Annotated in this window: 19 protein-coding genes; 15 read left to right on the top strand and 4 right to left on the bottom strand. The window is 36.4% G+C overall.

From position 1 onward, the window contains the following. Positions 1-531: 531 nt before the first annotated feature. Positions 532-777 carry a cytoplasmic protein gene (locus QNH48_RS28770; RefSeq protein ID WP_283953053.1) on the top strand — a complete coding sequence of 82 codons (246 nt, stop codon included), beginning with the start codon at positions 532-534 and terminating at the stop codon, positions 775-777. Between the two features lie 252 nt (positions 778-1,029). Here the strand turns inward: QNH48_RS28770 and QNH48_RS28765 are convergent, their stop codons facing one another. Further along, complete coding sequence (locus QNH48_RS28765; protein ID WP_283953052.1) at positions 1,030-2,262, bottom strand: C40 family peptidase; 1,233 nt, start codon at positions 2,260-2,262, stop codon at positions 1,030-1,032. A 348-nt stretch (positions 2,263-2,610) separates the two neighbouring features. Here QNH48_RS28765 and QNH48_RS28760 point away from each other — a divergent pair, with 348 nt between their 5' ends. Both QNH48_RS28760 and QNH48_RS28755 read left to right on the top strand, forming a co-directional pair. Then, positions 2,611-3,204, top strand: coding sequence for a hypothetical protein (locus tag QNH48_RS28760; RefSeq protein WP_283953051.1), 594 nt, complete (start codon positions 2,611-2,613; stop codon positions 3,202-3,204). A 233-nt stretch (positions 3,205-3,437) separates the two neighbouring features. After that, the gene (locus tag QNH48_RS28755; protein ID WP_283953050.1) at positions 3,438-8,714 is read left to right on the top strand and encodes an Ig-like domain-containing protein; all 5,277 of its coding nucleotides are present in this window, start codon (positions 3,438-3,440) and stop codon (positions 8,712-8,714) included. A 346-nt stretch (positions 8,715-9,060) separates the two neighbouring features. Here QNH48_RS28755 and galU (QNH48_RS28750) read toward each other — a convergent pair whose 3' ends face one another. Continuing rightward, positions 9,061-9,963, bottom strand: coding sequence for a UTP--glucose-1-phosphate uridylyltransferase GalU (gene galU, locus QNH48_RS28750; RefSeq protein ID WP_283953049.1), 903 nt, complete (start codon positions 9,961-9,963; stop codon positions 9,061-9,063). A 200-nt stretch (positions 9,964-10,163) separates the two neighbouring features. Then, positions 10,164-11,111, bottom strand: coding sequence for a polyisoprenyl-teichoic acid--peptidoglycan teichoic acid transferase TagU (gene tagU, locus QNH48_RS28745; protein ID WP_283953048.1), 948 nt, complete (start codon positions 11,109-11,111; stop codon positions 10,164-10,166). A 231-nt stretch (positions 11,112-11,342) separates the two neighbouring features. On the opposite strand from tagU, the gene QNH48_RS28740 reads away from it, so the two are divergent. Then, positions 11,343-11,495 carry a YwzD family small protein gene (locus tag QNH48_RS28740; protein WP_283953047.1) on the top strand — a complete coding sequence of 51 codons (153 nt, stop codon included), beginning with the start codon at positions 11,343-11,345 and terminating at the stop codon, positions 11,493-11,495. A 38-nt stretch (positions 11,496-11,533) separates the two neighbouring features. Here the strand turns inward: QNH48_RS28740 and QNH48_RS28735 are convergent, their stop codons facing one another. Beyond that, complete coding sequence (locus tag QNH48_RS28735) at positions 11,534-12,298, bottom strand: SGNH/GDSL hydrolase family protein (RefSeq protein ID WP_283953046.1); 765 nt, start codon at positions 12,296-12,298, stop codon at positions 11,534-11,536. Between the two features lie 442 nt (positions 12,299-12,740). On the opposite strand from QNH48_RS28735, the gene QNH48_RS28730 reads away from it, so the two are divergent. From QNH48_RS28730 to QNH48_RS28680, 11 genes are all read left to right on the top strand, one after another. After that, the gene (locus tag QNH48_RS28730; protein WP_283953045.1) at positions 12,741-13,493 is read left to right on the top strand and encodes a YveK family protein; all 753 of its coding nucleotides are present in this window, start codon (positions 12,741-12,743) and stop codon (positions 13,491-13,493) included. Beyond that, positions 13,483-14,190 carry a CpsD/CapB family tyrosine-protein kinase gene (locus tag QNH48_RS28725; RefSeq protein WP_283953044.1) on the top strand — a complete coding sequence of 236 codons (708 nt, stop codon included), beginning with the start codon at positions 13,483-13,485 and terminating at the stop codon, positions 14,188-14,190. The genes QNH48_RS28730 and QNH48_RS28725 overlap by 11 nt, the downstream gene beginning before the upstream one ends. Before the next feature lie 57 nt (positions 14,191-14,247). Then, on the top strand, positions 14,248-15,012 hold the full coding sequence (locus QNH48_RS28720) for a tyrosine-protein phosphatase (RefSeq protein ID WP_283955907.1): 765 nt from the start codon (positions 14,248-14,250) through the stop codon (positions 15,010-15,012). A 310-nt stretch (positions 15,013-15,322) separates the two neighbouring features. Beyond that, positions 15,323-16,234, top strand: coding sequence for a UTP--glucose-1-phosphate uridylyltransferase GalU (galU, locus tag QNH48_RS28715; RefSeq protein WP_283953043.1), 912 nt, complete (start codon positions 15,323-15,325; stop codon positions 16,232-16,234). Between the two features lie 64 nt (positions 16,235-16,298). Next, positions 16,299-16,934: a sugar transferase gene (locus QNH48_RS28710; protein WP_283953042.1), complete on the top strand. Its 636-nt coding sequence runs from the start codon at positions 16,299-16,301 to the stop codon at positions 16,932-16,934. An 80-nt stretch (positions 16,935-17,014) separates the two neighbouring features. Continuing rightward, entirely contained in the window at positions 17,015-18,118 is a 1,104-nt protein-coding gene (locus tag QNH48_RS28705; protein WP_283953041.1) for a glycosyltransferase family 4 protein, read from the top strand. A 119-nt stretch (positions 18,119-18,237) separates the two neighbouring features. Continuing rightward, on the top strand, positions 18,238-19,434 hold the full coding sequence (locus QNH48_RS28700; RefSeq protein WP_283953040.1) for a glycosyltransferase: 1,197 nt from the start codon (positions 18,238-18,240) through the stop codon (positions 19,432-19,434). Between the two features lie 4 nt (positions 19,435-19,438). Continuing rightward, complete coding sequence (locus QNH48_RS28695; protein WP_283953039.1) at positions 19,439-20,530, top strand: EpsG family protein; 1,092 nt, start codon at positions 19,439-19,441, stop codon at positions 20,528-20,530. Between the two features lie 4 nt (positions 20,531-20,534). Beyond that, positions 20,535-21,740 (top strand): glycosyltransferase family 4 protein, encoded by a 1,206-nt coding sequence (locus QNH48_RS28690; RefSeq protein WP_283953038.1) that lies wholly within the window; start codon positions 20,535-20,537, stop codon positions 21,738-21,740. 21 nt (positions 21,741-21,761) lie between these two features. Continuing rightward, positions 21,762-22,784 carry a polysaccharide biosynthesis protein gene (locus QNH48_RS28685; protein WP_283953037.1) on the top strand — a complete coding sequence of 341 codons (1,023 nt, stop codon included), beginning with the start codon at positions 21,762-21,764 and terminating at the stop codon, positions 22,782-22,784. Next, complete coding sequence (locus tag QNH48_RS28680) at positions 22,785-23,636, top strand: SDR family oxidoreductase (RefSeq protein WP_283953036.1); 852 nt, start codon at positions 22,785-22,787, stop codon at positions 23,634-23,636. The last annotated feature ends 17 nt before the right edge of the window (positions 23,637-23,653 follow it).

Genomic DNA, 23,653 nt, shown 5'->3' with positions numbered 1-23,653 from the left:
ATTCTACCTGCATAAACTAGTCCTTCACCTGCGAACTAGTCACTTAGACAAGTCGTATTCTGAAAAAGTCAGGCGGCAGCCTGGCACAGGTAATCAAATGGGGAAAAAGGATTGTAGTGGAGCCTAAATTCTTCGCCGAGGAAGGATTTTATAATACCTTCTTATAGGAAAACCTTTATACCTGCAAAAAATGTTGCTCTATCTGCATAAATGGTTAGTTTACCTGCCTAATTAACTATTCTACCTGCATAAACTAGTCCTTCACCTGCGAACTAGTCACTTAGACAAGTCATATTCTGAAAAAGCCAGGCGGCAGCTTGGCAAAGGTAATCAAATGGGGAAAAAGGATTGAAATGTGGCCTCAATTCTTAGAAGAAGTCTGTTTTCAAGATACCATCTTTCAGCAAAACCTTCTTACCTGCAAAAAATGTTGCTCTATCTGCATAGAAGATTAGTTTACCTGCCTAATTAACCATTCTACCTGCACAAACTAGTTCTTAACCTGCATCGTTTAAAAAGGGGAATTCAAAATTGGAAAATCAATTTAGAGAAGCACAACAGTTTACCAGTAGGCACCGAAAGGATTTAGAAAGGGACCAGGTATGTGGGTGCTTCCATTGCTTGAAAATTTTTAGTCCTGCTGAGATTACGGAGTGGGTGGACGATGATGACACAGCGCTCTGCCCTTATTGCTGGATTGATTCGGTGATTGGCGTGAGCTCTGGTTTTCCGATTACAGATAAGTTCTTAAAGGAAATGCATAAGATGTGGTTCTAGAATCAAGGATGAATAAAAGCTCCCATCATTTTTGAGCGCATTTATGCATCCTATAAGATTTGACCATAGCTTACGTGCCAAATTTCAGATTTATGTGCCACATTAGTAGTTTACGTGCCACATTAGTAGTTTACGTGCCAAATTAATAGTTTATGTGCCGAATTATAGATTTACGTGCCAAATTTCCAATTTACGTGCCAACATGGACACCATGCACGTAAAAAAGCCAGGCAATTTGCCTGGCTTAAGGTATTAATAGAATCGTTTAAATCCGTCGAAGTGAGCGGTGTAGTAAGGGTTGCTTAGGTTAGCGATCGAGACTCCCCTTTTCTCATCGGCATGGAGAAATTCGTTGTTGCCAAGATAGATGCCGAGGTGAGAGATTCCTTGTTTATATGTATTTTCGAAAAAGACCAAGTCGCCTGGTTTTGGCTGATCGACATAGTATGTACGGCTATAATATCCCGCAGCAGAATAACGGCCGATTTTGTAGCCGGCCTTATTCGCAGCATAATAGATAAAGCCGCTGCAATCAAAGCCATTTAAAGTGGATCCACCCCAAACATAAGGTGTACCCATAACGCTTTTTGCTACATTGATAAAGTTAGTTGCAAATTCTCCGACTGGTTCAACAGGCTGAGTAGGAGTAACGACCGCTGCCTCACCAGAAACCTTCAGCTTTTGACCAACATAAATCCTGTCCGAATTCAAACCGTTGATTTCTTTTAACTTCTGCACGGTCATTTTATATTGCAAACCGATCTTACCTAATGTATCTCCGCTTTTTACCGTATATTCCGTCGTTTTCTCAAGCTGGACTGGCGGTGCTACGGGCTGCGTTGGAGTTGGAGTCGGAGTCGGAGTGACCTCTGCTGCCTTCCCTGTAACCTTCAATTTTTGTCCCACATATATCCTATCCGAATTCAAACCGTTAAGCTTCTTTAAATCTGCCACACTCATTTTATACTGTAAGCCGATTTTTCCTAAAGTATCACCACTTACAACGGTATAGACAGAAGAATCAGCAGGTGGAGTAACGGGAGTCTGGGCTGGCGGTGGTGTTGGAGCTGCACTCGCTTTTCCTGAAACCTTTAGTGTTTGTCCCACATAAATCCTGTCTGAATTCAACCCATTCAGTGATTTCAGTGCAGATACGGTCGTGCTAAATTGCTTGGCGATTTTACCGAGATAGTCGCCGTTTTTGACTACATACGTAGTAGTTGAAGTAGTGGATGTACTAGTAACTGTTTTTAGTGGTTCTGCAACAGCTTCACCAGAAACCTTCAGCTTTTGATTCACTTGAAGAAAATCAGAATTTAAGTTATTCAAGCTCTTTAAGTCTGAAACAGTAGTTTGATATTTATTTGCAATTTTCCATAGGGAATCTCCCTTTTCAACTGTATGCGTACTGGCGTATGCGGAGCCAGCATATACTGTCGAAAGAAAGGCAGCAGTCGAAACCGCTCGAACGATTGTTTTCTTCATTTTACAGCTCACCTCTATCAATCTGGTATATTACACATATTCTACCATGAATTTCCTTTAAAACGGTATATAAAGTTACAAACATAGCCTTATTCATGCGAAAAAAGTAATATCATCCCAGTTTAATAGGAAATTGTCACTTTTTGAAAAACGAAAGTGTTCTTTTGACAGCACAAAAGGAGGTAATTTTTCGGTTACTACCACTATATAATAAAAGTACTATTGACCCAGAAGGTATGTTTTAATGATCTAAATCTCCTATTTTAATCAGGGACCATAAATCCCCATAGGATGTAAGACTACTTTGTTTTCATACATTTAATGAAATAGAAACATAGGAGGGAAAAGATGAAAAAGTACTGGATCCTTACAGCAGGTGTCGTGGTGGTGGTGGGTACGACGCTTTTACTAGTCATGAATAAGGATAAAAAAGAGACCGCAAGCGGAGGTCAAAAAACAGAAGAAACGGTGCAAAGGACAAGCAGCGGAGGAAAGATTGTTGCAGATCAGGCAGCCAATACAGCGAATCCAAAAGTCGATATCGAGGGCACACCCCTAAATCAAAAGGCGAGCGCAGTGGTAGAAAAACAGGAAGAAATGATAGAAGATATCAAGAAAATGTACAAACCAGAATGGGATAAGGTGAATCAAATAGCTGAGAAAAGACTTACTGAATTAATCGCTCAAGCTCAAAAAGAGTACAAGGCAAAGAAGGAGCGAAATCAGGATGTTTCAAGACTAGAAGGAAAATATCTGACTATTTACAACGACTATGAAGAAAGTACAAAGACACAGGTGGATGGGATCATTTCCACTATGCAAAAAGAAATAATAGAAAAAGAAATTCATAATAATATTGGCGATGAATACTTCGAAATCTACCGATTCCAAAAGGAAAAACGAATTGCAAAAGTGGTCAGCGAACTGAAGAAGCTTTCTTGAAATTGGTGCCATGGGGACGGTTCTCTTGGTTTAATTCTTTAGTAATACTTACTTGGTAGTGATACTTGCTGTCGATAACGAGTCCTATATGTCGTAAAACAATATATTTTTGGAATATTAATAATATTTAGTCAATTGTGTAGTATAGGCCTTTAATGTGGTATATAATGCCTATAAATAGTAGCAAAGGAGGAGCAGTTTTGAATAGGCTATCAAAATAAGGAGGGCTATAATTGAGAAAAAGGTCTATCATTATGAGTATTTTGTGCTTATTATTAGCTCTTCCAAGTGGTGCTTTGGCAGAGGGTAATCAAGCACAAACTCCACAATCAGTAAAGGTGGAGAGAGGTACTTCTAAGACAGTATCATCTGAAGCTAATGCAGCATTCGTAGAAGACTACTTTGGACCCGTCCTGGAGAGTGCGACTGTCAGTCCAACCTCAGCAGAAGTGGGGGACATCATTACAATCACAGCTCAAGTTTCCGATGATGTTAGTGGAGTAGCAGAGGTAAATGCATATTTGAATCTACCAGATGGAATTGGCTACAAAATCCTCCCTCTAGTGTTCGAGGAAGGAGAATGGATGGGTACATATACGATCAAGGAATTCGACCAAGAAGGTACCTGGATAATAGATTTTGATTTATATGACGCTGCAGGGAATTACTCATTCGGTGCAGCAACGGATACGCTTCAAGTCACGAATCCGAATGGAGACACAGAATTTCCAACTTTAGCGGGGGCTTCCGTTAATCCTTTATCTGTGGGGGCTAATGAGCCCGTTACCATTACGGCAAAAGTGAATGATAATACCGCAGTGGATTCTGTGTATGCCTATGTCTACACAGCAGATAGTACAGGTAATTATTATTTACCGCTAACCTTCGATGCATCGAAAGGGGAATGGTCCGTAAGTCATACCTTTAATGAAAGTGATAGGTCAGGCAAATGGTTTATTGACATTGAGATGTTTGATGTCGCAGGAAATTTTGATTGGGTAACACTTCAAGAGGAACTACAATTAACCAATCCTTTTTCTGACTATACGAACCCTACGATTGGTGAACCAGCGATTTCACCAGCTTCTGCTTCACCAGGTGACACGGTACAAGTCAGAGTTCCAGTAACTGATGACAAATCCGGTGTAAGCAGTGTCTATGCGGAATTCGCACATGTGGACTCACCGGGATATGTATACAGTGCCAAAGGAGTTCTTGATGAAGCAACGAAAGAATGGGTCATTGATTTCATAATCGAACCAAGTTTCTATTCTGGCGTGTGGAATGTTGTTATTTACGCGGCTGATCAGGCTGGAAACAGTGGTTTCAAAGAAATTTTTGGAGCCTTCGAAGTAATCAATGATAATGGAGATTTTGACGCTCCAATCATTTCAAATATTCAAGTGACCCCACAGGGAGACGTCCAGCTTGGTGATCGTGTTACGATTACAGCGGATGTTAGTGATAATGTAGGCTTAGACGAGGTATATGCAACGGCATACGGTCAAGATGGATATGAATATGTGCCAATGAGCAATGACGCAGGTAATGACCAGTGGTCTGGCCAATTTGAGGTACAAAGCACAACCACTCCTGGTTTCTATACGGTTACAGTTTCCGCATACGATACGTCCTCCAATTATCATTCTGAAGATGCAGAAGGTGGCTTTACGGTCATCAATACTGAAGGTGATTTTACAGGACCTGTCATTTCTGCGGTTGAACTTGATAAGGCAGAGGTTAATGCCGGTGAGCAAGTAACCATCATAGCTACAGTTGAAGACGTAGAGTCAGGTGTAGCATATGTCCTTGCAAACTATGCCCTAAATGAATCCATTATTTTAAAATACGACAACAGCCTTGGAAAATATGTCGGAACCATTACCGTTCCAACGAATATCCCAGATGGCGCAGTGATTAACATTAATTATGTTGATGCCGTTGACAAAAAAGGGAATATTTCAGATCCATTTTGGTATCCAGGTTCTTTCCTAGTTCATAACACAGATGGTGATTATACAGCACCAGTGGTGGAAAGCTTGGAAGTGACATCTTCTACTGCAAAAGTTGGGGAGAAAGTACAAATTAAAGCGAAAGTAACAGATGATAAAACAGGAGTTAAACGTGTTATGCTATCCCTTACTAATGGAGGATTGGGTTTCAAAGACGTAGAGTTAGTCTTTGATCAAAACTCTGGCCTATGGGTAGGAAGCTACACGGTTAAAGCAAATGATCATCCAGGTAAGTACGCTGTTATCGTAAGTACAGAAGACAATAATGGAAACAGTCAGGATTCTTATCCTGAGCAAACCTTGACCATTGATAATCCAAATGCGGATGTAACAGGACCGGTTGTCAAAACAGTCGAAATAACACCTGCAGATGCTAAAGTTGGGGATACAGTCAAAATTGTGGCTGATGTTTCTGACGACAATAGCAGTGTATACGGTGTTTATGCTAGCTTTGAATCTCCTAATTATGAAAAATATGAATCTATCTCACTCGTATTAAATCCTGAAACGAAAAAGTGGGAAGGGACATATGAAGTAAAAGAATTTGATCTGCCAGGCAGCTGGCATGTGAATGTAACAGCGTTTGACGATGCAGGCAATAGTGGAAGTATTGAGGAAGAATCCCAATTCGTCATCGATAACCCTGATGGCGGAGATGGTGCGACACCAACGGTTGATTCCTTTGTTATGACTCCAACGACTGCAAAGCCGGGAGATACGGTCCATTTTGAGGCAAAGCTTGCTGATGATAAATCTGGTGTGAAATCGGCCAGTATCTATTTGTATGGTAATTCGAGTGCCAGTGTTTATCCGATTAACATGACATTTGATGAGGGTAACCAAGTATGGACAGCCGATTATGTCATACCAGCTTATGCCGGATTAGGATTCCATTCCGTCAGTGTAGATATAGAGGATCATGCTGGAAACCTCGAGTTCTATTATGCAGCTCAAAGCCTGCTCATCTTAAATGACAATCCGGATCATCAAGCACCAGTATTTGAAAGTATCACCCTTTCACCTGAAGAGGCATCGGCGGGAGATGAGGTAACCTTTAAGGTTAATTTCGCTGATAATCATTCAGGCGTTAAGAATGCTAGCTTAGTTCTGTTTAACCCAGATTCAGCGGATTCTTATAATGCCGATGATGAAAGAGCCTATAGGTTTATTGATTTAGTTTATAACGAGCAAGAAAAGCTATGGATTGGAACGTATACCGTAACAGCTGCCGACCCAATAGGTGCCTGGACATTGTCCTATGACGTAGAAGACAATGCTGGAAATTGGGATCAGAAAACGATTTCCGAAAAGCTTCAAGTGGTAAAAGCACCGATAGAATTGCCGATGGCGGTTAATGAGGTAACTGATAAGGATACAACCGTAACTGGTCAAACACAAGCGAATGCTAAAGTAGAAGTAAAAGGGAATGGAACGGTGCTTGGCGGTGCAACAGCCGGAGCAGATGGGGCATTTACCGTCACCATCCCAGTTCAAAAAGCAGGAACAGAAATAGAGGTTACCGCTACTGACGATGCCGGGAATGTAAGTGCAGCGGTGAAAGTGGTAGTGAAAGACGCAACCGCACCTGAACAACCAACTGTAAATGAAGTAACTGACAAGGATACTTCTGTAACAGGGAAAGCTGAAGCAGGTTCTAAAATAGAAGTAAAAGGGAATGGAACACTGCTTGGCAGTGCGACGGCTGGAGCAGATGGGGCATTTACTGTCACCATCCCAGTTCAAAAAGCAGGAACGGAAATAGAGGTTACCGCTACTGACGAGGCCGGAAATGTAAGTGAGGCCGTGAAAGTGATAGTAAAAGACGTAACCGCACCTGAACAACCAACTGTAAATGAAGTAACTGATAAGGAAACTTCTGTAACAGGGAAAGCAGAAGCCGGTTCTAAAGTAGAAGTAAAAGGTAATGGAAACGTGCTTGGCAGTGCGACCGCTGGAGCAGATGGAGCGTTTACTGTCACAATCCCAGTTCAAAAAGCGGGAACAGAATTAGAGGTTACCGCTACAGACCAAGCTGGAAATATTAGTGTGGCAGCGAAAGTGGTAGTAAAAGACGCTACGGCATCTGACCAGCCAGCTGTAAATGAAGTAACTGACAAGGATACTTCTGTAACAGGAAAAGCTGAAGCTGGTTCTAATGTAGAAGTAAAAGGTAATGGAACGGTGCTTGGCAGTGCGACAGCTGGAGCAGATGGAGCATTTACTGTCACAATCCCGGTTCAAAAAGCGGGAACAGAATTAGAGGTTACCGCTACAGATGAAGCTGGAAATGTGAGTGCGGCTGTGAAAGTAGTGGTAAAAGATGTCACCCCGCCAGCCAAGCCGACAGTAAATGAAGTAACCGATAAGGCCACATCTGTAACAGGCCAGGCAGAAGCAGTCTCCAAAGTGGAAGTAAAAGTAAATGGAGCAGCAATTGGCATTGGTACAGCAGGTGAGGACGGGAAATTCACCGTGACCATCCCTGTTCAAAAGGGTGGTGTGAACTTAGTGATTACAGCAGCGGATGCAGCTGGAAATGTGAGTGAAGGTACCACTTTAACAGTAAAAGCTACGGCTACAGAAAAACCAACTCTGGTACCACTAATCGGTGATACCAGATATGAAACAGCCGTAAAGGTTTCGCAAACAGGCTGGAATACTGCGGAGAGCGTGCTGTTAGTAAATGGCTTTGCGATTGTCGACGGATTAACATCCACTCCGTTAGCAACAGCGAAAAATGCGCCAATTCTATTAACAGCAACCGATTCCATTCCACAATCAACATTGGATGAAATCACTCGCCTAAATGCAAAAGAGATTGTTTTAATTGGCGGGGAAGGCGTTATTTCTTCTAAGGTCGAAAAGACACTTAGAACAAAAGGATATACAGTCACTCGAATTGGTGGCTCGACCCGAAAAGATACCTCGCTGTTAATTGCGAAGGAACTGAATAAATTGGTGGATGTCAACACAATTTATGTGGCCTATGGCTGGGGAGAGCCAGATGCTTTATCCATTGCCGCACAGGCGGGTATGACAAAGCAGCCAATTATTCTAGTAGAGAAAACGACTATACCTGATGCGACCTTAACATGGTTGAAAAATGAAAAGTTACCGAATGCTTATGTTATCGGTGGCGAAGAGATTGTCGCACCTTCGATTCTCAATCAAGTTGACGAGGTAACATCTGCGGATATTCGCAACAACCGCCTAAGCGGCTTAACTCGTCATGAAACGAATGCAAAGGTCATCAGCAAGTTCTATTCTGATGCAGAATTATCTTCCATTCTGGTAACTAAATCAGAAACCGAGAACCTAGTTGATGCCCTAACAGCAGGACCATTAGCAGCCAAACTTGGCTCACCTGTTCTTTTGATATCAACAACTGTAGGACTGTTTCCAGAACAACAACAAGTTTTGGCTGGAAAGCATTTTAAACAAGTTTATCAAGTTGGTGGAGGAGTTAACCCAACGTCTCTAAATGAAGTTTTAAAGTAATAGAATGAAGAACGGAGCCCCGCTTTTTCAAAGTGGGGCTCTTTTCTATGGAGTAGTGCCTGCCACAGAGAAATAGCAGTAATTAGCGGGAACTAATGGGGAGGATTAGTTACCAATTTGGTGAATGACGGGTTCTAGCGGTAACTAATAAGCTCTATTAGTGCCCGCCGTATTTGATTTCCATGAAAGAAGGTAATTAATCAGCCTATAAATGCCCGTAGAAGTATATTTGCCACCAAGAAGGTAAACTAATACGGCTGCCAACTAGGGTTATCCTTAAAAAGACGGTAATCAAATGTGAATAATAAAAAAAGCTGATACTCCTATGGGGAAAACCTATAAAGTATCAGCTTTTCTTTTCCATTAATCTAAGACCAGCATCCTTCCCAACTAGTTCTTGTAAAAATGCTAGCACATCTTCACGCAGCTCTTCATCCTGTAAGGCAAACTCAACAGTGGTTTTCACAAAACCAATCTTTTCACCAACATCATAGCGCTTGCCTTCAAAGTCAAAAGCAAAAACTCGTTGAATGCTGTTTAACTTCTGAATGGCATCGGTTAGTTGAATTTCGCCGCCAGCCCCGGTCTCTTGGTTGTCTAAAAACATAAAGATTTCGGGTGTTAGGATATAACGACCTATAATCGCTAAGTTGGATGGGGCGGTTCCGGGTGCTGGTTTCTCGACAAAGTTATTCACCTGGTAGCGTCGTCCGGTTTGAATCAGTGGATCGATAATCCCATAGCGGTGGGTTTCGTTATCAGGCACCTGTTGAACACCAATGACGGAAGAATGGGTCGTTTCATACTCATCAATTAATTGGCGCAAGCAAGGTGTGTTACTTTGGACAATATCATCACCTAAGAGCACAGCAAACGGCTCATCCCCGATGAAATTTCGAGCACACCAGACAGCATGTCCAAGCCCCTTTGGTTCCTTTTGACGGATATAGTGAATGTCCGCCAAGTTAGAGGAATATTGAACTTTATCTAGTAAATCGGTTTTCCCTTTTTCTATTAAATTCTGCTCCAATTCCAAAGCAAAGTCGAAGTGATCTTCTATTGCACGTTTAGATCTACCTGTAACAATAATGATATCTTCAATCCCTGAAGCGACAGCTTCCTCGACAATATATTGGATCGTTGGTTTATCAACAATGGGTAGCATTTCCTTTGGCATTGCCTTAGTAGCGGGTAAGAACCGTGTTCCTAAACCTGCTGCCGGAATAATCGCTTTACGTACCTTTTTCATATACTAGTCCCGCCCTTTTCAGTTTATAGTATATAGTTTGCAACAAATGCTATGTAAATATCAAACAACAGACATTATAAACACTATTCTGACATTTCGAGAGATCGGCTAATTTGATGATAAAAATCCTCAACTATAAAAATTACCAGAAGAAATGAATAGCTTTTACTGATAAATAAAAAACTGATTGGAAGTCCCAATCAGTTTTGAGCAGTTGTATTTGCATTATTTAACTCTAATTGTGCTTTTAACTCATTTTGAACACGTAGTTGTTCATCTTGAGGAATTTGTAGGTAATAGATTCCATTAATTTTTGTGCCTGCACCTTTGATTTCCATTTGTTGAATGTTACTTCCAACCGTTTTGTAGTTCTTTTGAATGTCTACCATTTGATCAAAGGTTAAGTTGGTCTTGACATTCTTACCAATTGCTTGGAAGATATCAGAGAAGTTCGTTAAGCTTGAAATACTAGCGCCTTCTTTAATAACAGCCTGTATGACCTGACGTTGTCTTGTGTTGCGACCGAAGTCTCCATTTGGGTCTTGTTTACGCATTCTAACGTAAGGTAAGGCTTCATCACCAGTTAAGGTAATTTCACCAACAGGATAATGGTTACCAGCTTCAGTAAAATCGAGACTGTTTGTGACGGTAACACCACCAACAGCGTTGACGATATCCTTAAACCCTTCCATATTCACCTTCATATAATAATCAATAGGGATATCAAGGAAGTTTTCAACCGTATCCATCGCCATTTCAACACCGCCAAAGGCATGGGCATGGTTGATTTTATCGTCATATCCTTTACCAATTATTTCAGTACGTGTATCACGTGGGATACTAAGCATTTTAGCAGAGTTTGTATTTGGGTTAACGGTAAGGACAATAATCGTATCTGTGCGTCCTTTGTCACTTTGTGAATCAACACCAAGCATTAAAACAGAGAATGGATCCTTTTCAACCAATTCTACAGGCTCGGGACGTTTTTCAGATTGTTTGCGTTCGATTGGCTCATGCATCGTATCTACAGCATTTTTAAAGGAATTGTATACTGTGAATCCATAGGCGCCACCAGCAATCAATAACACAAGAAGAATAATTCCGGTGACCTTCAACCACTTCTTACCTTTTTTATTATTAGATCTCAATTGAGATTACCTCCGAAAAAATGACATTTTTTTTAACATCTAAAAAATAGAATACCAAAAATCTAGGTAGAAAGATAGAAGAATGTTATTACCAGCAGAAAAAGTTCTTAATTCTATTAATAAAATTACACAAATATTTCTACTTTACAATTGCTTACAATTGATTTACAAAATTTGAGAAGTTTAGTAGAATAGGCAAGAGATTAATAGAAGAAAGGAGAAATTTGCCGAATGGGTAGTAAGAGTAAAGAAGAGTTTTCGCCAGACGAATTCTTTTACATTGTTAAGAAAGCTTATGATCGAGGTTTAAGTGATCAGGGTGTTACAGTTGCAAAATTAATAGAAGATTTGAAAATCGACCTAATGAAAATGAAGGTTCAATAATATAGAAGAAAGGCAAACTAGCGTATCGCTAGTTTGCCTTATTTGTTTACAAAATATTCAACAAGATACTGTGCCCAAACCTGATAGCCCTTCTCACTCGGACCACTTTGCTGTTCATCTAAATATTCCTTTATTTCAAGGTTGTCTGTTGATGGCCATGCTGTCCAATGATCAAGATAGGTTATATTATTTTCCTTTGCATATGCCTTTAATTCTTCTATCTGTGTGGAATAATACTTAGGAAGATATATTGGGTATGAAGGTTGCAATAGGAAGGTAGTACCTGGATTGTCAGCCTTAATATCTTCGATTATCTTTGTTAAGTTTGCTAAAGTAACATCTATGGTAACTACTCCATTGTCGTTCAATAGGAACGGTTCAATGACAATAAGCTGGGCGCCTTTTGCAGCTATCTCTAGCTGCTTATTCTCAGCAACAAACTCTTCTGAAGTTAAATCGTAGGTAAGAAGCTCATTAGTGACTCGTTCGCTACCGAAACTATCAGTAATACTAGTTGAAACAACGTTCTCCCATTCACTTGTGGTTGACCCAACAAAGAGAATTTTATATGGATTACCTTCTTTTAAAGAAAGTGTAAGTTTATCAATAGCAGATTTTGGCCAGTTCCCAGCCAGTTCGATATATTTATGATCAATGGTTCCTTCAATAGACTCTTGCTTGTCTTTCGTTTCAGGTTCAGATATAACTGCCTGAACGGATGTTTGCTTATTCCAACTGAGATGACTATAGGCTAGAACACCGATACATATAAAGGCCCAAAGGGCAGTAAGAAAATACTTCATGAATTTACCCCCAAATGCAATTCTTCTATTAGTATAGCAAAAATATATAAAAGAAATGGACTCTATTTCAAAAAAACTACAATTTTTACAAATTATTAGTGAAATGTATTCGAGTGCGCGTGACGATAGGACTAGTTGGAAACGTGATATTTTCTATCAATTGTGAAAAAAGTCTTATATAGAAATTACTTCCATCTTCTAAAAAACTACAAATTTTTACAAAAGATATGATATTATTGTTTAGGTGATTTACAAATTACTACAATTTTTCATTTGTAAATTTATTTCCAAGTTATAACTACTTTTATTCTACAAAAATCATGTTAAAATGACAAAGGTTAAATAAATATCCACCACTCACCACAAAGTGACAAATTTCGACAGGTGAAAATGGTATAATACTATTTGCTTTGATTGCAGATATTAAACAGGAGGATCTCTAATGGAAGAAACAATTAGTTTAAAAGAATTACTAGAGACGTTAAAGAAACGACTCGTTATGATTATACTGATTACGATGACAGCTGGTTTAGTAAGCGGAGTCGTTAGTTACTTTTTCCTAACCCCAATCTACCAGACTTCGACACAAATTCTTATTAACCAAGCAAAGAGTGAGCAATCAATCTATAGTCCTAGTGAAGTTCAAACTAACCTTCAATTAATTAATACCTATAATGTAATCATTAAAAGTCCAGCTATTCTAGACAAGGTTGTGGATGAATTAAAGCTAGATATTACTGCTACACAATTAAATGAAAAAATCACTGTAGGTAGCGAAAAGGATTCCCAGGTTGTTAACATTTCCGTTCAAGATGAAAGTGCTAAAACGGCTGCAAATATTGCTAATAAAACGGCTGAAGTTTTCCAAGCTGAAATATCAAAGATTATGAATGTAGATAATGTTAGTGTTCTTGCAAAAGCTACTGTAGCAGAGAAACAATCACCAATCAAACCGCAGCCATTATTAAATGTGGCTATTGCAATTGTTGTAGGTTTTATGGCATCCGTAGGTCTTGCGTTTTTACTTGAATACTTCGATAACACTGTAAAAACTGAACAGGATATTGAAAAGATATTAGGTCTTCCAGTTCTAGGAGTAATCGCAACAATGGATAACCAAAAAATGGAAGAATTAAAAAAACGTAGAACTGCAAAAAACAGAGCGACAGGAAGAGGTGAGAGTGTTGGCGTTTAAGAAAAATAAAACGGTAAGAATAATAGATCCAGCTAGGAAGCTAATAGCTTCATTAGATCCGAAGTCGCCGATTTCAGAGCAATACAGAACGATTCGAACGAACATTCAATATTCCTCTATTGATAATGAGATCCATACGATCATGGTTACTTCTTCAGGACCCGGTGAAGGAAAGTCAACTTCGGCAGCAAACCTAGCTGTTGTCTTTGCTCAGCTTGGAAAAAAGGTATTGCTAGTAGATGCTGACCTTCGTAAACCGACTGCTCATCGTACGTTCGGAATTAATAACTTATTTGGTTTTACAACCGTGTTAACCAAGCAAGCAACACTTATAAAAACGGTCCATGAAACAGAAGAGAAGGATTTATATATTCTAACAAGCGGACCGATTCCACCAAACCCAGCGGAGCTTTTGAGCTCAAAATCTATGGAACAATTCATTGAAGAAGCAAAAGAACTATTTGATTATGTCATCTTTGATACACCGCCACTATTAGCGGTTGCAGACCCGCAGATTATTGCGAATAAGGTGGATGGATCAATTTTTGTAGTCTCTAGTGGCAAAACTGAAATTGAACCTGCAAAAAAAGCGAAAGAATTGCTAGTAAATGCCCAAAGTAAGATGTTGGGTGTAGTTCTGAATAATAAAGAAATGAAAAGTAATGATTACTACTATTATTACGGAACAAAAAGTTAACCGAAATAACAAATAATGAAAACTAACAATAGTATTTTAAAGAAGAGAGTGTTGTCCATGATTGATATACATTGTCATATATTACCGGGTGTTGATGATGGGGCGCAGTCTCTTTCTGATAGTATAAATATGGCGAAAAAGGCTGTTGAACAAGGAATTCATACTATTGTGGCGACGCCACATCATATGAATAGCCGCTATGAGAATCCAAAGCAGCTTATTATTGATAGAGTGAAAGAATTAAATGAGGCCATTCGCTTAGAGAAGCTAGATTTAGAGATCATACCGGGGCAAGAAGTACGAATTCATGGCGAAATGCTCGAAGGATACGAGCTAGGAGACATCCTCACTGTGAATCATACTCCGTATGTCCTTGTAGAATTTCCATCGAACCATGTGCCGAGGTATACTGAAAAGTTATTTTATGACCTGCAAATGAAAGGTCTAGTACCAGTAATAGTTCATCCTGAACGGAATCAGGAGATTATTGAAAGACCAGATGTGATCTACAAGTTAGTTGAAAAAGGTGCATTGACTCAAGTCACAGCATCTAGTGTATGTGGAGACTTTGGCAAGAAAATCAAGAACTTTTCATTTCAAATGATTGAAGCAAACTTAACTCATTTTATTGCATCTGATGCTCATAATATCACAAGCCGTACTTGTAAAATGAGAGAAGCCTTGAGCACTATTAATAAAAAGTATGGGATCGATATGGTCTACTACTTTGAAGAAAATGCTGCTCTTGCCTTAGAGGGTAAGGAAGTTTACAAAGAAGACCCAGAACGTATTAAAAGGAAAAAGTTATTCAACCTATTTTAAGGTAATAAGTCGATAGGGCTGATCAGCAATGACCGTACATTTATCAGGCATAAAACCTGAACGGCGAGGTTTCCTGTCCGATATCCATGGGAGCACTCGATCTGGCTGTGGGGGAGGAGAAATCTCTTCCCTTCCTTGAAGCATATTGTCAAAAGCATGATGTGAGGACGAGTTAGATGCTAGACTATAAAAAACAATAGATACTTAATGAAAGGTTAAGCTCACGTTAATGCTTGAATTTCCATTAAGTATTTATTTTTTTGAAAAATGTTTATATAAACGATAAAAATAAAAGAGGGGGGAACAAATAGTGCAAAGAGTTAGAAAGGCAATTATTCCCGCTGCTGGACTGGGAACAAGATTTTTACCGGCAACAAAGGCAATGCCAAAGGAAATGCTGCCAATTGTAGATAAGCCTACTATCCAGTATATAGTAGAAGAAGCTGTTGCTTCCGGTATTGAGGATATCATTATTGTTACTGGTAAAGGGAAAAGAGCAATCGAGGATCATTTTGACAATGCAATGGAGCTTGAACAGAATCTAATAGAAAAGGAAAAATTCGATATTTTAGATAAAGTGAAATATGCTACAAATCTAGCAGATATCCACTATATTCGTCAAAAAGAACCAAAAGGACTTGGACATGCCGTTTGGTGTGCCCGTAACTTTATTGGAAATGAACCATTTGCTGTTTTATTAGGTGATGATATTGTTCAAAGTGATACGCCATGCTTAAAACAGTTAATCAATCAATATGAGGATACTTTCTCTTCGGTAATTGGAGTTCAGACAGTGGTAGATTCTGATACACATCGTTATGGGATTATCGATCCATCTTCACAAGAAGGACGACGTTATCAGGTTAGCAACTTTGTAGAAAAACCAAAACCAGGTACTGCACCATCTAACCTAGCAATTATGGGTAGATATATATTAACTCCAGAAATTTTTATGTTTCTAGACCGTCAGGAAAAAGGAGCTGGTGGGGAAGTCCAATTAACAGACGCTATTCAGAAGCTAAATGAAATTCAAAAAGTATTTGCATATGATTTCGAAGGAAAGCGTTATGATGTTGGCGAAAAATTTGGCTTTGTAAAGACTACCATTGAATTTGCTTTACAAGACCCTACTCTTAGAAATGACCTTCTAGAATTAATGGATAAACTAGTAGAAACAGAAAAGGTCAAATGGAATACTTTGAATTCTATAGCCACAATTTAGATTGAAGTAACTATTATAATTGATACACCTTAATATTTTTATGTTATTTTGGGGCGGCGATTTAATGATTTATAAAAGGTATATAAAAAGAATAATTGATCTAATTCTTTCGATTACAGGTTTACTGTTATTATCACCGGTTTTTTTATTAATTATTATATTTATAAAGTTTGATTCAAAAGGTCCGATATTGTTTAAACAACTGCGAGTTGGGACAAATAAAGTACAATTTTATATATATAAGTTCAGAACAATGAGAACTGATGCACCAAAGAATAGTCCTACATGGATGCTGGAAAATCCTGATACCTACATTACAAAAGTTGGGAAATTTTTGCGAAAAACAAGTTTAGATGAACTTCCTCAAATCATTAATATTATAAAAGGTGAAATGAGTATTATAGGGCCAAGACCTATAATCAAGAAAGAATATGACTTATATATGGAAAGAGATAAAAACGGCGTTTATAGCATAAAGCCAGGGTTAACAGGACTAGCACAGATAAGTGGTAGAGACCTTGTCTCGTTTAAAGAAAAGGCATCTCTAGACGGAGAATATGTAAAAAACATATCTTTTCTATTAGATTTTAAAATTTTTTTATTAACTATAATAAAGGTTTTGAAATCAGATGGTGTTAAGGAAGGGGTCCATAAAGTTAAACATAACAACTCCGATACAAAAGAGAGGTTACTACCTTAATAAATGGATAATTAGTAAAGTAGAGTTCATAATTTATTAGATATTATTGAGTGAAAAGATGGGTGATTAAAATCTCTAGGATGAAAAAAGTACTATTGTTAGGAAATCATGGGTTCGTTATATATAACTTTCGCAAAGAATTTGTTAAAGAATTATTGAAAAATGGATATGAGGTTTTCATCTCTTTGCCTAAAGATGATGATAAAGTGCCAAAAATGGTTGACTGGGGATGTAAGTTTATAGAAACAAATGTAGATGGAAGAGGCACAAATCCGATTACTGATTTTAAGCTAATATTGCACTATATTCGAATCCTTATCATGGTTAAACCAGATGTGGTATTGGCATACACAATTAAACCCAACCTTTATGGGGGGGTGGCTTGTAGATTGTTAAATATCCCTTGTATTAATACAATTACAGGTTTGGGAAGTGGTTTTAGTAAAAAGTCACTATTAAAGTCATTTCTAGCATTTATGTATAAATTGAGCTTAAAAAAATCTTATACTGTATTTTTTCAAAATACAGCAGATATGAGTACTCTTTTAGAAGGTAACATTATAAAAGGCAATTATATGCTAATACCAGGTTCAGGAGTAAATTTAAAAGAATATACCTTTCGCGAATTTCCAAATGATAATATATTAACATTTATTTTTATTGGTAGAATAATGAAGGACAAAGGAATCGACCAGTATTTAGAAGCTGCGAAAATAATAAAAGATAAATATCCTAATACTAGATTTAATTTAATAGGTTATGTCGAAAAATCACAACCGCATTATAATGATAAAATTACCCTCTATGAAAAAGAGGGGTATATAAACTATTATGGTTATCAATCTAATGTGAGACCTTTTATTGAGGAAGCACATTGTATAATTCAACCTTCCCATGGTGGGGAAGGATTATCAAATGTTTTACTTGAAACAGCTGCAACAGGTAGAGTTTTAATTGCCTCCAATATTCCTGGATGCAGAGAGACAATAGAAGAATCATATAATGGCTATACTTTTGCACCTAAAGACACCAACCATTTAGTTGATAAGATTGAGAAATTTATTAATCTTTCTTATGAAGATAGAGCCCGAATGGGATTGAATTCCAGATTGAAGATTGAAAAAGAATTTGATAGAAATATAGTTGTACAAGCATATATTAGTAGAATTAAACAAATTAGCTAATTGCTAGAACTAGTAATGAGTCAATATTAAATAGGATTTTTATTAATCAAAAATATAAGGAAAAGAAAATAAATAATTAACTTATATAAACTTCCTAAATAAAAGGAGATTTAACTTAAATGAGGAAAGGGACAATTATTTACATTGGAGGTTTTGAGCTTCCTGACAAAAATGCAGCTGCAAATAGAGTAATGGCAAATGCAAAAATATTAAGGAAATCTGGGTATTCTATTGTTTTAATTGGAATAGATAAAAATATTACCTTTGATGATGATATAAAAATTAGTAAACAAGAATATGAAGGGTTTACATGTTGGGGCGTACCTTATCCTAAAAATAACAAGGAATGGATGAAGTATTTAACTAGTACTGACCTCTTTTCTAAGGTTGTTAGTAAATACAATGATATAGAAGCTGTTATCTGCTATAACTATCAATCTGTTGCTTTTGAAAGAATAAGAAGATATTGCAAGAAAAACAAGATAAAAATAATATCAGATTGTTCAGAGTGGTATGGAGGAAATGAAGGGAATATATTTTTCAAAACTTTAAAATACTTAGATACAACCATTAGAATGAAGGTCATAAATAGGAAGGTTGATTCACTAATCGTAGTAAGTGATTATTTGGCTCAATATTATAATGGTAAAAACACAATTGTAATACCTACACTAATTAATTCTAAATTGAAGAATCATTCAAATTATGTAAAAGGATATGAAAATAACCATATTATAAAATTAATTTATGCGGGTGTTCCTTTTAGATTGGGAAAACCTTTAAAAAATAGAAAATTGGCAAAGGATAGATTAGATCTTGCAATATTACTATTGTATAAATCTTTTAAGAAAGGGATTATTAATTTTCATTTTGATATTTACGGCATTACAAAAGAACAATATTTAGAAGTATTACCAGACGATTCTCAAATGTTAAATGAACTAGAAAATCAAATAATATTTCATGGTAGAAGAAGTAATTCTGATGTACAGAAAATGGTAAATCAAGCTGACTTTTCTTTGCTAATTAGAGATGATAATAGGACAACTAAGGCTGGATTTCCAACAAAGTTCACTGAAAGTATAACTTGTGGTGTGCCTGTAATAGCAACAAATACTAGTGATCTTCAGAAATACCTTGTTGAAGGAAAGAATGGATATTTCCTAGATATAAATAAGGAAAATATTGATTTAGATAAATTTATTATGATTTTATCCTTGAAACAGGAACAAATCGAAGGGATGAAAGAGTATTGTTTTAATTCGGATACTTTTAATATAGAAAATTGGGTTGATGATGTTAGGTTAATACTGTAGAAAATTGGGTGGTTCTATGATTGTGTATATGACTCTTTTGTCATATTGGGGATTTATTGCTTTTCTTGTTAATGTAAATAGTCGGCTAAGTTTAAAATATAACAGTAAATTATTTACCATTTCTGCAGGCGTTAGCTTGTTTTTAGTAATGGCTTTAAAAGGGGAGACAGTAGGAACTGATACTCTTGCGTATTCTAATGAATATGAAAATGCAAAATACTATTTAGAATATCTATTAAGACCAACAGAACTCGGATATTCGTATTTTAATTTTGTAATAAAAAAACTCGACTTAAGTTTTCAATCATATCTAGGAATTATTTCAGCTATTGTTGTAATTTCTGTTTCTACTTTGTACCGCCTCCATTCTAAGAATATACTAATGAGTTTTTATTTGCATGTAACAATCGGAATCTTTGCTATGACAATGACCGGTCTAAGGCAGACAATGGCAATATCCTTAACCATATTCGCATTTATTTATTTAATGAGAAATAAGAACTTACTATTTTTTATTTTTATACTGGTAGCATATTTCTTTCATAATTCTTCATTAGTTTTTTTATTAGTTTTCTTTTTAAGGAAAATTAGAATAAATAAGAGAACTGGTTTTATTATATACGTTTTTTGTAGTTTGTTATTTGTTTGTAGAGGTTTTATTGCATCGCTAATTATGCAAATCATTCCTGAAAAATATACAAGATATATGTTAGATGTTGCTTATGTAAATCCGTTACTAATAATAGTAGTTATGGCCATTCCATTAGCTTGTTTGCTTTTATGGCCAAGAGCAAGTGACTTGGATAATGAAGATGAACCGAGAATAATGTCTATGCTATTTTTACTCTCATGCCTAAATTTCATTATTTACTTTTTTGCATTGGAGATTTCATTATTTGAAAGAATGTCTTTTTACTTTATGATTTATAACACGGTTTTGATACCGAATGTAATACAAAAAATCAAGCATAAGAATATTCGCGCAATTGCAAAAGTAGCTAGTATTATTCTACCATTACTTCAGTTTCTTATATCCACACCGGGTGGAAGTATGGGTATTGATGATTACAAGTTCTTTTGGGAGTTGGAGGATTAATTAAATGAAAAAAAAGAAAATATTACTAATTCATCATTCAGGATTATTAGGTGGAGCGGGTATAAGTTTATATAATACATGGAAAACATTAGTGAAAAATTACGAAGTGACATGTTACATTCCGAATGATCCTCCCGAATTATTGACTTTTTTAAGAGAGAAGGGTTTGAACCCTTCTACATTTACTTTTAGATTAGGTAAATTGACATATTATAGTGGTGGAAACAATTTGTTACAACCAAGGTTTTGGTACCATGCGCTACATTCGATAACACAAATAAAATATTGGTACTCAATATTAAAAAAAGAAAAGCCTGATTTGGTATTAGTAAACTCTAAAGTACTTTGTTGGATGGGATTATTATTAAGAAAAACAAAATCACTGTGTTTTGTAAGAGAAACTATACCTGGAAGTCCGAATAAACTAATGAATAAAATAATGAGGAGTATGCTAGATGAATTCTCTGCTGTGGCCTTTTTGTCCCAATACGACCTGTTACAAACTAATTTAAAAAAGGCTAAAACAGTGGTTGCTCCTGATTATTTGGATATTGAAGAATATAGAGTAAAGAATGATAAAGAGTTGGCCTGTGTAAATTTAAATATAAACCCTCGAAGTTTTAATGTTTTATTTGTAGGAGGTACAGATAGATTAAAAGGAATTGATTTGGCAGTAAGAGCAATATCTATCCTAAAAAATGAAAATATTAACCTTGTAGTCGCAGGGAAAGATGTTGGAAAAATTACAGGGAAAGGCATTAGAAGAACAATAATTAAATTTAAAAATAGACATTCAGTTGAATTCTCTAAACAAATTAAAGCTATTATAAAACAAAAATCAATTGGAGAAAAAGTTAATTTTGTAGGCATTCAAAAAGATATGGCTGACATTTATTCTGCTTGCGATATACTTATTTTCCCTATGAAAGAGCCGCACCAAGCAAGACCTGCATTTGAAATTGGAGTGCAAAAAAAACCTGTAATAATCACTGATTTTCCAAATATTAAGGAATTTGTCGAGCATGGAGTCAATGGATTAACTTTTGAGCCCAATAATCCTGAAGCATTAGCAGAAGCAATATTAAAACTTAAAAACGATAATGATTTATTAAAAAAATTAGGTAATCTAAATTATGAATATACGATAAATTACCATACAGAAAAGTATGCTATGAGTAGACTAATCAATAAAATAGAAGAAATAATATAAATTTTAGGAGGATAAAATAATATGTTTAATAACAAGACACTTCTTATAACTGGCGGTACGGGTTCTTTTGGTCATGCTGTGATGAGGCGGTTTTTAAATACTGATGTTAAAGAAATACGAATTTTTTCGAGAGATGAAAAGAAGCAAGACGATATGAGAAAGCTATATAAGAATGATAAGCTTAAATTTTATATTGGGGATGTTCGTGATCTATCAAGTGTCAAAAATGCAATGTATGGTGTTGATTATATATTCCATGCTGCAGCACTTAAACAAGTACCTTCTTGTGAATTCTTTCCTCTTGAGGCAGTTAAAACTAATGTCCTTGGTACAGATAATGTCGTTACTGGTGCAATTGAAATGGGTGTCAAAAAGGTTATTTGTCTTTCGACTGACAAAGCTGCATATCCAATTAATGCAATGGGGATTTCAAAAGCTATGATGGAAAAAGTTTTTGTTGCGAAATCTAAGACTGTAGATCCTAATAGAACTTTAATTTGTGGCACTCGGTATGGAAATGTTATGGCTTCTAGAGGCTCTGTGATTCCACTCTTTGTTGAGCAAATCAAGAATGGACAACCTTTAACTGTAACAGATCCTAATATGACAAGATTTTTAATGAGCCTTGAAGAGGCAGTGGAACTAGTGGTATTTGCATTCGAAAACGCAGAAGCTGGGGATATCATGGTTCAGAAAGCACCCGCATCTACTATCGGTGATTTAGCGCAAGCAATTAAAGAATTATTCAATGTTGATAATGAAATTAAAATTATTGGTACACGTCATGGAGAAAAACTATATGAAACACTTCTAACAACAGAAGAACATGTAGTATCACAAGATTTAGGTGGTTTTTATAAAGTTCCAGCTGATAAAAGGGATCTAAACTATGATAAATATTTTGTAGAAGGTAATGAGCAGTTACAACAAGTTGAAGATTATAACTCTCATAATACTGAAAGACTTAATATTGAAGCAATAAAGGATAAACTCCTAAATTTAGAATATATACAAGAAGAACTAAAGATATGGAGGGCTAGGTAAATGAAAGTTCTAGTACTTGGTTCAACAGGTATGGCTGGCCATATAATTTCTATTTACTTAAATGAGGCTGGCTATGATGTAACAGCATTTAGCAGAAGGCAGTTTGACTACTGTAACAATATTATTGGTGACATTACTGACTTTTCTTATTTGAAAAATATTATAGTAGAAGGAAACTATGATGCAGTTATTAATGCAATTGGATTATTAAATAGTGATGCAGAAAATAACAAATCACTGGCAGTATTATTAAACAGTTATTTACCACATTACTTAAGTGGAATAACAAAAGAAATGAAAACAAAAGTTATTCATATGAGTACGGATTGTGTTTTTTCTGGTAAGACAGGAGGTTACATCGAATCCTCGTTTAAAGATGGTAAGACATTCTATGATAGATCCAAGGCACTAGGTGAACTTGAAAACAATAAAGATTTAACTTTTAGGAATTCAATCATCGGACCTGATATGAATGAATATGGTATAGGCCTATTTAATTGGTTCATGAAACAGAAAGGGCAAATTAGTGGTTACACTAAAGCAGTATGGACAGGAGTTACAACGCTAACTTTAGCTAAGGCTATGGAAAAAGCATTAGAAGAAAACCTTACTGGTTTATACAATTTAGTGAATAATGAATATATAAATAAATTTGATTTACTAATGCTGTTTAACAGATATATGAAGAATGATGCTATAGAAATACTACCGAATGATTCGGTGATAGTAGATAAATCACTCATAAATAATAGGAAGGATTTTGAATTCGTAGTACCAAGTTACGAACAAATGATTATAGAAATGAAAGAGTGGATAGAAAATCATAAAGATCTTTATCTACATTACTATTAAAATGCGGAGGACACCAA

Origin of the sequence: Neobacillus sp. YX16, from assembly GCF_030123505.1 — a bacterium.
GTDB lineage: Bacteria > Bacillota > Bacilli > Bacillales > Cytobacillaceae > Neobacillus.
This window is presented reverse-complemented; position numbering and strand designations above follow the sequence as displayed.